Source organism: Pseudoxanthomonas broegbernensis, assembly GCF_014202435.1.
GTDB lineage: Bacteria > Pseudomonadota > Gammaproteobacteria > Xanthomonadales > Xanthomonadaceae > Pseudoxanthomonas > Pseudoxanthomonas broegbernensis.
This window is the reverse complement of record NZ_JACHGU010000014.1, coordinates 1-12,972: the sequence shown is the minus strand read 5'-3', so window position 1 is coordinate 12,972 and position 12,972 is coordinate 1. Positions and strand designations below refer to the sequence as shown.

The 12,972-nt window shown below is 71.8% G+C and carries 9 protein-coding genes and 1 pseudogene; 4 read left to right on the top strand and 6 right to left on the bottom strand.

Features of this window, described 5'->3' with window-relative positions:
* Positions 1 to 5: 5 nt before the first annotated feature.
* On the bottom strand, positions 6 to 1,193 hold the full coding sequence (locus tag HNR76_RS14735) for an efflux RND transporter periplasmic adaptor subunit (protein ID WP_162312256.1): 1,188 nt from the start codon (positions 1,191 to 1,193) through the stop codon (positions 6 to 8).
* Positions 1,194 to 1,227: 34 nt separating this feature from the next.
* Complete coding sequence (locus HNR76_RS14730; RefSeq protein WP_183982342.1) at positions 1,228 to 1,872, bottom strand: TetR/AcrR family transcriptional regulator; 645 nt, start codon at positions 1,870 to 1,872, stop codon at positions 1,228 to 1,230.
* Positions 1,873 to 2,105: 233 nt separating this feature from the next.
* Between HNR76_RS14730 and HNR76_RS14725 the strand changes: the two genes are divergently transcribed.
* The 4 genes from HNR76_RS14725 to HNR76_RS14710 all read left to right on the top strand — a co-directional run bounded on the left by HNR76_RS14725 (position 2,106) and on the right by HNR76_RS14710 (position 9,830).
* The gene (locus HNR76_RS14725; protein ID WP_425501845.1) at positions 2,106 to 7,040 is read left to right on the top strand and encodes an NAD-glutamate dehydrogenase; all 4,935 of its coding nucleotides are present in this window, start codon (positions 2,106 to 2,108) and stop codon (positions 7,038 to 7,040) included.
* Between the two features lie 449 nt (positions 7,041 to 7,489).
* Positions 7,490 to 8,260, top strand: coding sequence for an NAD kinase (locus tag HNR76_RS14720; protein ID WP_162312306.1), 771 nt, complete (start codon positions 7,490 to 7,492; stop codon positions 8,258 to 8,260).
* Positions 8,261 to 8,354: 94 nt separating this feature from the next.
* The gene (locus tag HNR76_RS14715; RefSeq protein WP_162312305.1) at positions 8,355 to 8,837 is read left to right on the top strand and encodes a hypothetical protein; all 483 of its coding nucleotides are present in this window, start codon (positions 8,355 to 8,357) and stop codon (positions 8,835 to 8,837) included.
* A 60-nt stretch (positions 8,838 to 8,897) separates the two neighbouring features.
* A complete protein-coding gene (locus HNR76_RS14710; protein ID WP_162312304.1) occupies positions 8,898 to 9,830 on the top strand; it encodes a 5'-nucleotidase in 933 nt (310 codons plus the stop codon).
* Between the two features lie 16 nt (positions 9,831 to 9,846).
* Here the strand turns inward: HNR76_RS14710 and HNR76_RS14705 are convergent, their stop codons facing one another.
* The 4 genes and pseudogenes from HNR76_RS14705 to HNR76_RS14690 form a co-directional block, all read right to left on the bottom strand.
* Positions 9,847 to 10,920, bottom strand: coding sequence for a protein-glutamate methylesterase/protein-glutamine glutaminase (locus HNR76_RS14705; protein ID WP_162312303.1), 1,074 nt, complete (start codon positions 10,918 to 10,920; stop codon positions 9,847 to 9,849).
* On the bottom strand, positions 10,920 to 11,516 hold the full coding sequence (gene cheD / locus HNR76_RS14700) for a chemoreceptor glutamine deamidase CheD (RefSeq protein WP_162312302.1): 597 nt from the start codon (positions 11,514 to 11,516) through the stop codon (positions 10,920 to 10,922). Before cheD ends, HNR76_RS14705 begins: the two co-directional genes overlap by 1 nt.
* Positions 11,513 to 12,373, bottom strand: coding sequence for a CheR family methyltransferase (locus tag HNR76_RS14695; RefSeq protein WP_162312301.1), 861 nt, complete (start codon positions 12,371 to 12,373; stop codon positions 11,513 to 11,515). The genes cheD and HNR76_RS14695 overlap by 4 nt, the downstream gene beginning before the upstream one ends.
* Positions 12,374 to 12,750: 377 nt before the next feature.
* Positions 12,751 to 12,972 (bottom strand): annotated as a pseudogene (locus tag HNR76_RS14690) (hypothetical protein); the annotation flags it as partial.

Genomic DNA, 12,972 nt, shown 5'->3' with positions numbered 1-12,972 from the left:
AGTCCTTACTCGGCCGGCTGCTCGCCCGCGGGGGCGGCCGTGGCGGCCTCGGCCGCCTGGGCGGGGGCCGCGCCGTCGCCGGCCTCCGGCTTCCACGGGGCGGGCTGGACCTGGGCGCCCTCCTTGACCTTCTGCACGCCGGCCACGATCACCTGGTCGCCCGCGGCCAGGCCGGAGGTCACCAGCCAGCGGCCATCGTCGGCGGTATTGGCGGCCACGGTCTTGCGCACCACCTTGTCGCCGTCGCCGACCACGTACAGGTAGGCACCGTTGGCGTCGCGCAGCACCGCCGGCTGCGGCACCAGGAACACGTCGTGCAGCTCGCCCAGGTTGGCCTTGAGGGTGACGAAGCTGCCGGGGAGGAGCGCCCCGTCCGGGTTGGGCAGCACCGCGCGCAGCGAGACGGTGCCGGTGGCCGGGTCCACCGTGGCGTCGGAGAAGTCCAGGGTGCCGGGCTGGGCGTAGACGCGCCCGCCCGGCAACAGCAACTGCACGGTGGACTTGCCGGCGCCGGACAGGGCCACGTTGGATGCCGAGCGCAGTTGCTCCAGCTCGGTCGAGCCGATGGAGAAGTTGGCGTACAGCGGGTCGAGCTGGTCGACGGTGGCCAGCAGGGTGGCGTCGCCCTGGCCGACCAGCGCGCCCTCGGTCACCTGCTGCTTGCCGGCGCGGCCGGCGATGGGCGCGGCGACCCGGGCGTAGCCCAGATCGATCTCGGCGTTGCGCACGGTGGCGCGCGCGGCCTGGGCGGCGGCGGCGGCGCTGCGCTCGGCGGCGACCGCGTTGTCCAGGTCGTTCTGGGAGACGTACTTCTGCGGCGCCAACTGGCGCGCGCGTTCGGCCGCGGTGCGGGCGTTGGCGTAGGTCGCCTCGGCCTGGGCCAGTTGGCCGCGGGCCACGCCCAGCGCGGCCTGCAGCGGCGCCGGGTCGATCTCGAACAGGACCTGGCCCTCCTTCACGTCGCTGCCTTCCTGGTAGGTGCGCTTGAGCAGCACGCCCGGCACGCGGGCGCGCACGTCGGCGCTGCGGTAGGGCGACAGGCGGCCGACCAGGTCGCGCTGCAGCGGTACGGTCTGCGGTTGCGCCTTGACGACGCCCACTTCCGGCGGTGGCGGGGCGGCGGCTTCCTCGGACGAGCAGGCCGCCAGGGCCAGCAGGCCGCAGGCCAGGAGCAGGGGACGATGGGTGGTCATGGGAGAGATGCTCCGGTGCGATGTTGGGACTGTGTCAGGTGAGGGCGCAGGGCGGTGCGAAGGCGCGCAGGAAGTTGTCGATGGCGAATTCCGCCCAGCGCGACCTGGCCTCCGGCGCGGACCGGTGCGGCGCCAGGTGGCGCTGGCGGTCGAAGTCCAGGCCGACGATCATGCCCAAGAGCAGTTCCGCTGCGCAGTGCGGATCGTCATGCCGCAGCAGGCCGCGGCGCATGGCCTGCTGCAGCCAGGCGGCGAGCTGCGCCTCCAGGGCGCCGACCCAGCCGGCGAACAGCTCGGCCACTTCCTCGGGGAACTGCTGCGCCTGGGCGGTGACCAGGCGGGCGGCGCCGATGGTGGCGGGCTTGGCCAGGTGCGCCAGGTGCTCGTGGGCGAAGGCGAGCAGCGCCGGACGCAGGGTCGATGCGGTGGGCGTGGCCGACAGGCGGGCCACCGCCATGCCGTCGTTGGCCACCCGCGCCAGCAGGGCCTGCTTGGAGCCGTAGCGCGCGTACAGGGTCTGCTTGGAGCAGCCGACCCGCGCGGCCACCGCATCCATGCTGATGTGCACGCCGTGCTCGGCCACCAGCGCGCGCACGGCATCGGACACCCGCCGGTGGCGGGCATCGTCGCGCGGGCGCGGGGGCCTGGGCGCGGGGTGGGGGGAGAGGGAGGGTGGCATGCGGGCTGGACTATACCGTCCAGTTCACTATTTTGGAAGTGCCGATTCTTCCGCTATGCAGCACGGTTTTTCCCGACCCCAGGACTACAATCCCCGCAACTTTTCCTGCAGGCGATCGCGCCATGAACTCCCGACCCAAGGCACCGCGCGCTGCCAAGCGCGCGCCGGCTTCCCCCTCCGGAACGGCTGGCGGGAAGGCCGCCGGGAAGGGGGCGCGCAAAGGATCGACGCCCGTGTCGCGGGCCAGGGAGGAAGAGGGCGGCATCAGCCTGGAACCGGTGTTCGCCGCCGTGCGCAAGCGGGCTCCGGCCGCCGGCCAGGCCGAGGCGCGCGAATTTCTCGCGGCGTTCTACCAGCGCATGGAAGCGGACGAATACCCGCAGCACGCGCCGGCGGCGTGGGCGGCGATCGGCATGGACATGCTGGCGTTCGCGCGCCGGCGCAAGCCGGGCACCGCCAACGTGCGCGTGTTCAACCCCGTCCTGGAGGCCGATGGCTGGGAGTCGCCGTACACGGTGCTGCAGATCGTCAACGACGACATGCCGTTCCTGGTCGACTCGGTGAGCATGGCCCTGGCGGAGATGGGCGTGGGCGTGCACGTGCTCGGCCACCCCTTGGTGCGGATGGAGCGCGACCGCGCCGGCCGGCTGACCAAGGTGGGCGAGGGCAGGCCCGAGTCGCTGATGCTGATCGAACTGGACCGCCAGCCGGCCGAGGCGATGGCGGCGGTCGCCCGCCGCATCGAGGCGGTACTGGCCGAGGTGCGCGCGGTGGTGTCCGACTGGGGGCCGATGCGCGAGCGCATGCAGTCCCTGGCCGACGACCTGGCCACCCGGCACCTGCCGGTGGGCGACGCCGCCCGGCGCGAGGCGCGGGAATTCCTGCACTGGGCGGCCGACGACCACTTCATCCTGTTCGGCTACCGCGAGTACCGCGTGGTGCGCCGCGCCGGGGAGGACGTGCTGGCGCCGGTGGAAGGGTCGGGCCTGGGCCTGATGCGCGGCAAGGACAAGGCCGCGCCGCGCCCGGTACGCACCCTCGCCGCGCAGGGCCTGAACGAATCCGGCGCCGGCGAGCCGCTGATCCTGACCAAGACCAACGCGCGCTCGCGCCTGCACCGCGCCGGCTACATGGACTATTTGGGCGTGCTGGAGTTCGACGCCCAGGGCCGGATCACCGGCGAGCAGCGCTTCCTCGGCCTGTATACCTCCAGCGCCTACAACCGGCGTCCATGGGAGATCCCGCTGGTGCGCGAGCGCCACGACTACGTGATGCGCCGTTCCGGCCTGGCGCCGGACAGCCACAGCGGCAAGGCCCTGCGCCACATCCTGGAGACGCTGCCGCGCGAGGAACTGTTCCAGTCCAGCCAGGAGGAACTGTTCCGCACCGCCACGGGCGTGCTCGGCCTGCAGGAGCGCGTGCGCAGCCGCCTGTTCCTGCGCCGCGACCGCTACGGCCGCTTCTTCTCGGCGCTGGTGTACCTGCCCCGCGAGCGCTTCAACACCGATGCGCGGGTGCGCATCGAGGCGCTGCTGAAGGAGGCGCTGCACGGCGAGCACGTCGATTCCAGCGTGGTCCTGGGCGAGTCGCCGCTGGCGCAGGTGCACCTGATCGTGCGGCCGCGCACCGGCGAGGCGGTGGAACTGGACACCGCCGAGCTGGAGCGCCGCCTGGCCCACCTGCTGCGCAACTGGCGCGACGACCTGCGCGAACTGCTGGTCGCCCGCCATGGCGAGGCCCAGGGCCTGCGCCTGGCCAATGGCTACGGGCGCGCGTTGCCGGCCGGCTACATCGAGGACGTCTCCCCGGAGCTGGCCGCCAACGACGTCGAGCGGCTGGCCGCCCTGGCCGGCCCGGACGACCTGCGCCTGAGCCTGCAGCCGGTGGCGCGCGAGGGCGCGGCCGGGGTGCGCCTGAAGCTGTACCGCCAGAACGACGACATCCCGCTGTCGGACGTGATGCCGCTGATGGAGAACATGGGCCTGCGGGTGATCTCCGAGCATCCCTACCGGTTGCAGGCCGCGCTGCCCGATGGCGGCAGCCAGACGGTCTACATCCAGGACTTCGAGGTCGAGCGCATCGCCGACGGCGGCGACGCGGCGACGCTGGCGCCGGCGTTCGAGGACGCGTTCGCCGCGGTCTGGTCCGGGCGGGCCGAGAACGACGCCTTCAACCGCCTGGTGCTTGCCGCGGGGCTGGAGTGGCGCCAGGTGGCGCTGCTGCGCGGCTACTGGAAATACCTGCTGCAGACCGGGGTGCCGTTCTCGCAGGGCGCGGTGGAGCAGACCCTGGGCCGCTATCCGCTGCTGGCGCGGTTGCTGGCGGAGCTTTTCCAGGCGCGCTTCCAGCCGGAGCCGGAGCGCCGGACGGCCGCGCAGGCGCGCGCCGAGGGCCAGCGCCTGGCCGATGGTCTGCTGGCGCTGGCCGGTGGCGACGCGGCCGTGGCCAAGGTGCTGCAGGCGCTGGCCGATGCGTGGGACGGCGACCGCCAGGCGCGCACCGGTGCGGTGCGCGAGGCCCTGCTGAAGCTGCTGGACCGCGTCGACGGCCTGGACGACGACCGCATCCTGCGCGGTTTCATCGGCGTGATCGACGCCACCTTGCGCACCAGCTACTTCCAGGCCGGGGCCGATGGCCAACCGGCGGAAACCGTCAGCTTCAAGTTCGATCCGGCACAGGTGCCCGACCTGCCCAGGCCGCGCCCGTACCGCGAGATCTTCGTGTACGGGCCGCGGGTGGAAGGCACCCACCTGCGCTTCGGCCCGGTGGCCCGCGGCGGGTTGCGCTGGTCCGACCGGCGCGAGGACTTCCGCACCGAGGTGCTGGGCCTGGTCAAGGCGCAGATGGTGAAGAACTCGGTGATCGTGCCGGTAGGCGCCAAGGGCGGCTTCTTCGTCAAGCGGCCGCCGGCCTCCGGCGACCGCGACGCGGTGCTGGCCGAGGGCGTGGCCTGCTACAGGCTCTTCATCCAGGGCCTGCTGGACATCACCGACAACATCGTCGACGGCACGATCGTGCCGCCGCGCGGGGTGGTCCGCCACGACCAGGACGACCCGTACCTGGTGGTGGCCGCCGACAAGGGCACGGCGCGGTTCTCCGACATCGCCAACGGCCTGGCCATCGCCCACGGCTTCTGGCTGGGCGATGCGTTCGCCTCCGGCGGCTCGGCCGGCTACGACCACAAGGGCATGGGCATCACCGCCCGCGGCGCGTGGGAATCGGTCAAGCGCCACTTCCGCGCACTGGGCCGCGACAGCCAGAGCGAGGACTTCACCTGCGCGGGCATCGGCGACATGTCCGGCGACGTGTTCGGCAACGGCATGCTGCTGTCCAGGCACATCCGCCTGGTGGCGGCGTTCGACCACCGCCACATCTTCCTCGACCCGGACCCCGACGCCGAGCGCTCCTACGCCGAGCGCGAGCGCCTGTTCAAGCTGCCGCGCTCGAGCTGGGCCGATTATGACGCCAGGCTGATCGGCAAGGGCGGCGGGGTGCACCCGCGCAGCGCCAAGGCGATCGAGATCACCCCGCAAGTGCGCGCCGTGCTGGGGCTGGAGGAGGGCGTCCGATCGCTGCCGCCGCACGAACTGGTCGCCGCGATCCTCAAGGCCCCGGTGGACCTGCTGTGGAACGGCGGCATCGGCACCTACGTCAAGGCCTCCGGCGAGCAGCACGGCGACGTCGGCGACCGCGCCAACAACGCTCTGCGGGTGGACGGCAACCAGTTGCGCTGCCGGATCGTCGGCGAGGGCGGCAACCTGGGCATGACCCAGCTCGGCCGCATCGAGGCGGCCCAGAACGGCGTGCTGCTCAACACCGACTTCATCGACAACTCCGCCGGCGTGGACACCTCCGACCACGAGGTGAACATCAAGATCCTGCTCGGCGAGGCCGTGCGCGCGGGGCAGTTGAAGACGCCGGCGCGCGACCGGCTGCTGGCCTCGATGACCGACGAGGTCGCGCGGCTGGTGCTGCTGGACAACTACCGCCAGAACCAGGCCATCAGCCTGATGGAGCGGATGAGCGTGCGCCGGCTGGGGTCCAAGCAGCATTTCATCCGCACCCTGGAGGCGCAGGGCCTGCTGGACCGCCAGATCGAGTTCCTGCCCAGCGACGCGGAGCTGTCGGCGCGCAAGGCGCGCGGGCAGGGCATGACCCGGCCCGAGCTGGCGGTGCTGCTGTCCTATTCCAAGCTGGTGGCCTACCAGCAGTTGCTGGACTCGGACATCCCCGAGGACCCGTACCTGTCCAAGGAGCTGCAGCGCTACTTCCCCGGGCCGCTGCAGAAGAAGTACGCCGGGCAGATGCAGCGCCACCGCCTCAAGCGCGAGATCATCGCCACGGCGGTGACCAACGCCACCATCAACCGGATGGGCGCGACCTTCCTGCTGCGCATGCAGGAGGATACCGGCCGCAGCCCGGCGGACGTGGCCAAGGCCTACACCATCGGCCGCGAGACCCTGGACGCGCGCCGGCTGTGGGCGCAGATCGACGCCCTGGACGGCAAGCTGCCCGAGTCGGCGCAGATCGACGCCTTGCAGGTGATCTGGAACCTGCAGCGCTCGTTCGTGCGCTGGCTGCTGCACCGCCCCGGGCCGATGCCGAGCATCACCGACGCGGTGGAGCGCTACCGCGATCCGTTCAACGACATCCGCTCGGCCTCCGGCGTGCTGCCGGCCTCGCAGCGCCCGGGCTACGAGGCGGCGGTGCAGGGATGGAAGGACAAGGGCATGCCGCCGGCGCTGGCGCAGGAACTGTCCGAGCTGCCCTACCTGGAGCCGGCGTTCGACATCATCGAGCTGGCGCACGCGTGCCGGCTCAAGCCGGTGGACGTCTCGCGCGTGCATTTCCGCCTGGGCGACGCGTTGGGGCTGCCCTGGCTGTTCGAGCAGATCGATGCGCTGCAGGTCGACGGGCGCTGGCATGCGGTCGCGCGCGGGGTGATGCGCGACGAACTGGCCGCGCACCAGCGCACGCTCGCCGGGCAGGCGGTGGCGCAGCCGGGCGCGGATGCTGATGCGAAGGTCGCGCAGTGGCTGCGGCGCGACGACACGCGCCTGCGCTTCACCCTGGGCATGCTCGCCGACCTGTCGGCGCAAAAGACCCTGGACTACCCGACCCTGTCGGTGGCGGTGCAGAAGCTGGGGCAGTTGGCGGCGCACGGCTGAAGGCGCGGCTTCGGACGGAGCCGCCGTTTCCCGAGGGCATGGTGCATCGCTCGGGACGGCATCCATGCCCTTTACTCGCGAACGCAGGCCATCCATGGCCTGCTTGCGCCATGCCCGGGGGAGCGGCGTCCTTCGCAAGCGCGTGGTTTTCCTTAAGCGTGCAAAGACGCATCGGTGCCGGGGTATCGCGGCAAGCGGGCCATGGATGGCCCGCGACCCCGAGTGCGGGCAGGATGCCTGCCCGAGGGGAGAGCGATAGCCCGGCACCGGCGCGGCTCCCGCCGAAGCCACGCACACCCGTGCCGTGCCGGCCATCCCCGTTCCATAGCATGGGCGAAGGACGCCGAACGCGAAGGTTGCGCCATGGCCGCCGACCCACGCGGACGCATCGCCGGCCGCGGGCGGTTATCCTTCCGCGGCGGACGCATGCCGTCCGGATGGAGAACACGATGAATTCCCGCCCTTGCATCGCCTTTCTCGCCAGCAGCGCGCCCAACGCCCAGGAGGCGCTGGCCGACCTGGTCGCGTGCCACGGCCAGTGCGCGCTGGAGGAGGCCGACGTGATCTGCGCGCTGGGCGGCGACGGCTTCATGCTGCAGACGCTGCACCGCTACGGTGCGCTGGGCAAGCCGGTGTACGGGATGAAGCTGGGTACCGTGGGTTTCCTGATGAACCACCATCACCGCGAGGACCTGCTCGAGCGCATCGCCACGGCCGAGCCGGCCAAGCTGCGCCCGCTGGAGATGCTGGCCCTGACCGAGTCGGGCAGCAGCGTCGGTTCGCTGGCCTACAACGAGGTCTCGCTGCTGCGCCAGACCCGCCAGGCCGCGCACGTGCGCATCGGCCTCAACGGCCAGACCCGGCTGGACGAGCTGATCTGCGACGGGGTCATGGTCGCCACCCCGGCCGGCAGCACCGCCTACAACTTCTCCGCGCACGGGCCGATCCTGCCGCTGGGCTCGCACACCATCGCCCTGACGCCCATCGCCGCCTTCCGCCCGCGCCGCTGGCGCGGCGCCATCCTCAAGGCCGACACCGAGATCCGTTTCGAAGTGCTCGATCCGTACAAGCGCCCGGTCAGCGTCACCGCCGACTCGCACGAGACCCGCGATGTGGTCGAGGTGGTGATCCGCGAGTCGGCCGACCGCACCGTGACCTTGCTGTTCGACCCCGAGCACAACCTCGAAGAACGTATCCTCAGCGAGCAATTCGTGGTATGACGGGACTGCGCCCTTCAGTACGGGGGCGCATGCGGCCACCGGCGGCCCGCTGCCGGCCCGCACGTTCCGCAAGGCTGTAAAAGGGGGGGATCCCGTGAAGTCGTGGTATCTGATTCTGCTTTGCTGTGTCTGGCCGGCGCAGGAGGCGGTGGCCGCCTGTGCCTTCACCAGCAATCTTTCGTCCTTCGCGGCGGAAACCTCGCGCCTGGTCGACGATTCCTCGTTGCCCGCGCCGGAAGTGGAGAGCGTGCACGTCACCCGCGGCCTGAACGGCGGCGCCAGTTGCGACCAGATGGGCTTCCTGTCGGTCAAGCTGCGCTGGCCGCGCGGCAGCGGCTACGGCCTGGACGAGATCGGCTTCGAGTACCGGCTTGCGCAGGGCACGGCGCCGGAGGGGCTGATGCCGCCGGGCCCGGTGGTCGCACCGGTCAGTGGACGCAAGACCGAGCACCTGTTCACCTGGTTCGACGGCACGCCCGCCCAGCAGCAGGCACTCAACCTGATGCTGGAGGTGCGCGCGGTGACTCCGGACCAGCGGCGCGGGCCGGCCATGCTGCTGCAGGTCCCGGGAAGCTGAGCCGGCCGCCGGGCGCGCAAGGGACCGGCCCGGGGCCGGCCCCGATGCGATAATCGCCGCATGCCGCCGTCCATCCGCCCGCTCGACGACCACGCCCCGCGCCTGCTCACCGTGGCGGTGACCTCCCGCGCCCTGTTCGACCTGGAGGAAAGCCACTCGCTGTTCGAGCGCGAGGGCGTACAGGCCTATGCCGAATACCAGCACCGGCTGGAGGACGAGGTGCTCGAGCCGGGCGTCGCGTACCCGGTGGTGCGCAAGCTGCTGGCGCTCAACCGGCAGTTGCCGGACCAGGTCCCCAAGGTCGAGGTGATCCTGCTGTCGCGCAATTCCGCCGATACCGGCCTGCGCATCTTCAATTCCATCCAGCACCATGGCCTGGACATCGTGCGCGCGGTGTTCACCGCGGGCGAGCCGACCTGGCCCTACGTGGCGCCGTTCGGCACCGACCTGTTCCTGTCGGCCAACCCCGAGTCGGTGCGGCGCTCGCTGCAGCACGGCGTGGCCGCAGCCACCATCCTGCCGGCGTCGCGCGCGGCCGCCGCGCACCGCGACCAGTTGCGCATCGCCTTCGACGGCGACGCGGTGATCTTCGGCGACGAGAGCGAGCGGATCTCGCGCGAGCAGGGCGTGGAGGCGTTCGGCCTGCACGAGCACCAGCGCGCGCACGAGCCGCTGTCCGGTGGGCCGTTCCGCGGCTTCCTGTCGGCGCTGCACGACCTGCAGGCGGCCTTTCCCGCCGGCGAGGACGCGCCGATCCGCACCGCCCTGGTCACCGCGCGCTCGGCCCCGGCGCACGAACGGGTGATCCGGACCCTGCGCGAATGGGACGTGCGCCTGGACGAAGCGCTGTTCCTGGGCGGGCGCGCGAAGGGGCCGTTCCTGGCCGCGTTCGGCGCGGACATCTTCTTCGACGACTCGGCGCACAACATCGACAGCGCACGCCTGCACGTGGCCGCCGGCCACGTGCCGCATGGAGTGGCCAACCCGGATTGAACCGGCGAGCGGCGCTTCAGTCGCCGGCGACGGTATCGGTGCCGCCGGCCAGCTCCAGCAGCCGCGCAGGGATGCGGTCCAGCGGCAGGATCTCCTGCGCGGCGCCGAGCTTGACCGCGGCGCCGGGCATGCCCCAGACCACGCTGGTGGCCTCGTCCTGGACCAGGGTGGCCGCACCGGCGTTGCGCAGCTCGAGCAGGCCGCGGGCGCCGTCGTCGCCCATGCCGGTGAGGACCGCCGCCACCGCGTTGGCGCCGGCGCTCTGGGCGACGGAGTGGAACAGCACGTCCACCGCGGGACGGTGCCGGTTGACCGGCAGGCCGCCGTCGATCCGGCAGCGCCAGCGGGCACCGTCGCGGATCACACGCAGGTGGTGGTCGGCCGGCGGCAGGTAGGCGTGGCCGGGCAGGATCGCTTCGCCATCGGTGGCCTCGCGCACCAGCATCTGCGAGTGCCGGTCCAGGCGCTCGATGAAGGCGCGGCTGAAGCTGCCGGGGATGTGCTGGGTCAGGACGATGGCCGGCGCATCGGGCGGCATCTGTTCCAGCACCACGCGGATGGCTTCGGTGCCGCCTGCCGAGGCGCCGATGGCGATCAGGCGGTCGGTGGTGCGGAAGCGCGCGGCCACGGGCCGCGGTGGGGCGCTGGCCGGTTGCAGGCGCTGCACCGGCCTGGGCAGCGCCTGGACCCGTGCGCGGGCGGCCGCCTTGACCTTGGACACGATCTCGCCGGCGTATTCCTCCAGGCCCCGGGCCACGCCCAGCTTGGGCTTGGTGACGAAGTCCACCGCGCCCAGCGAGAGCGCCTGCAGGGTGATGTCGGCGCCATGCTCGGTCAGCGAGGACACCATCACCACCGGCATCGGCCGCAGGCGCATGAGGTTCTCGAGGAAGGCCAGGCCGTCCATGCGCGGCATCTCGACGTCCAGGGTCAGCACGTCGGGGCTCAGGCGCTTGATCTTCTCGCGCGCCAGCAGGGGATCGGCGGCGGTCCCCACCACCTCGATGCCGGGGTCGCGCGACAGCAGCTCGGTCATGAGCTGGCGGACCACGGCCGAGTCGTCGACCACCAGCACCTTGATCGGCACCATCAGAACAGCTCCACGCCGCCACTGACCGGGCTGCGCGACAGGCGCGCGCGGACCACCGATTCGGCGGCGGCCACCTCGGCGTCGTGCGCGTGCGGCAGCCGGTGCACGATCACCTTGCCGGTGTGGGGGAAGAACCAGACCTTGCGCGGCTGGATGCCGCACAGGTCCTCGGCCGCCACCGGGATGCGCTCGGCGTCCAGGTAGCCGCGGACGAACTCGGCGTTGCGCGTGCCCACCGGGTTGCTGGTGAAGCCCTTGAGCACGTTGGCGCCGCCGAACACCTTGGCCTCCAGGCGCTTGCGGCTGGCGCCGCGCTTGAGCAGCTCGTTGATCAGCACTTCCATGGCATAGCTGCCATAGCGTGCCGGCGCGCCGTCGCCGGCGTTGCCGTCGGGCAGCAGGAAGTGGTTCATGCCGCCCAGGTTCAGCAGCGGGTCGCGGATGCAGGCGGCCACGCAGGAGCCGAGCACGGTGACCAGGGCGGTGCCGTCGTCCACCACCAGGTACTGGGTGGGCAGCAGCTTGGCCGCCGGCACCTGGAACTGCGGGTCGCGATAGCGCAGGATCTCGCCGGATTGGAGCGCGGCGCCGCTCATGCGCGGGCCGCCGAGGGATTGCGCTTGTAGAGGGTGCGGCCGCAGGACTGGATCAGGTCGGCCGCGTGCAGGTAGTTTTCCGAATGCCCGGTGTAGAGCAGGCTGTGGGCGTCCATGTGGGTGATCAGCCGGGACAGGATCGCCCGCTGGGTCGCCTTGTCGAAGTAGATCATCACGTTGCGGCAGAACAGCGCCAGGAAGGTGCCGCCCACTTCGTAACGGGGTTCCTGCAGGTTCAACTGCCGGAACTCCACGAGCGCCTGCAGTGCCGGGTTGACCCTGCAGCGCCCCTCGTTGGGGCCGGTGCCGCGCTGGAAATAGCGGCGGCGCAGGCCATCGTCCAGGCCGGCGATCCGGTCGACCGGATACACGCCGCGCTGCGCGGTGGCCAGCACCTGGGTGTCGATGTCGGTGGCCAGGATGCGCACCGGCGGGGAGAGCGTGCCGAAGGCCTCGCAGGCGGTGATCGCCATCGAGTAGGGCTCCTCCCCGGTGGAGGCCGCGCACGACCACAGCCGGAGGGGGGCGCCGCGGCCGGCGCCGGCCAGTTGCGCGCGCAGGCGCTCGAAGTGGTGCGGCTCGCGGAAGAACGCGGTCAGGTTCGTGGTCAGCGCGTTGGTGAACGACTGCCATTCCTCGCCGTCGGGATCGGCGTCGAGCATGTCCAGGTACTGGCCGAAACTGTCGATGTCCAGTGCGCGCAGGCGCCGTGAAAGCCGGCCGTAGACCATGTCGCGCTTGCCGGGTGCCAGGGCGATGCCGGCGCGGACGTGGATCATCTGGCAGACGCGGCGGAAGTCGCGGTCGGCGAACTCGAAGTCGCGGTGGTCGGGTGGGTGGGGCAACTGTGCGTTCATCTCGGGTCGGCGGGCTCGGGACGAATTGGGCGCGGCTTTCCGCATCAAAGGGTATCGGCCCGGGACGGGCGAAGTTGATGCGGGCCGGTCGTGCGGGGCGACGGACGGCGGTGCGCATGGCCGGCTGCCCCGGCGGCCCGCGGCGCTGGCGGCACTGGTTCCGATGGCCGGCATGCCGCCCGGGCAACCGCCGCGCGCGCCGCGGGCGGCGCACCGGGGCGGCCGCTGGCGGAGAACGCGCCTGGGGTCCATCGATGGCTGTCCGAGGGGCGATGGCATGTCCCATCGATATCGGCGACGCGCGTGAAATCTTTCGGGGTCCTTCCCGCGCCTGCGGGTGCGAAGGCGGTTCCCGGCCGCCTTCGCACATGGCGTATTCAGCCCGGCGGCACCAGGCGCAGCGAGCCGCGTACACCGGGCCCGACCGCGGGCTTGGCGGGGGCGGGCTCGTGCGAGCCCAGCCTGAACATGGTCACGGCCTGGACGAGGCCGGCGGCCTGTTCCTCCATGGCGCGTGCGGCGGCGGAGGCTTCCTCGACCAGGGCGGCGTTCTGCTGGGTGGTCTCGTCCATCTGCACGATGGTCTGGTTGACCTGCTC

Excerpts from the sequence above, each read along its gene's own strand:
- HNR76_RS14735 (WP_162312256.1), bottom strand. The coding sequence starts at position 1,193 with ATGACCACCCATCGTCCCCTGCTCCTGGCCTGCGGCCTGCTGGCCCTG.
- HNR76_RS14730 (WP_183982342.1), bottom strand. The coding sequence starts at position 1,872 with ATGCCACCCTCCCTCTCCCCCCACCCCGCGCCCAGGCCCCCGCGCCCG.
- HNR76_RS14720 (WP_162312306.1), top strand. The coding sequence starts at position 7,490 with ATGAATTCCCGCCCTTGCATCGCCTTTCTCGCCAGCAGCGCGCCCAAC.
- HNR76_RS14710 (WP_162312304.1), top strand. The coding sequence starts at position 8,898 with ATGCCGCCGTCCATCCGCCCGCTCGACGACCACGCCCCGCGCCTGCTC.
- HNR76_RS14705 (WP_162312303.1), bottom strand. The coding sequence starts at position 10,920 with ATGGTGCCGATCAAGGTGCTGGTGGTCGACGACTCGGCCGTGGTCCGC.
- cheD (WP_162312302.1), bottom strand. The coding sequence starts at position 11,516 with ATGAGCGGCGCCGCGCTCCAATCCGGCGAGATCCTGCGCTATCGCGAC.
- HNR76_RS14695 (WP_162312301.1), bottom strand. The coding sequence starts at position 12,373 with ATGAACGCACAGTTGCCCCACCCACCCGACCACCGCGACTTCGAGTTC.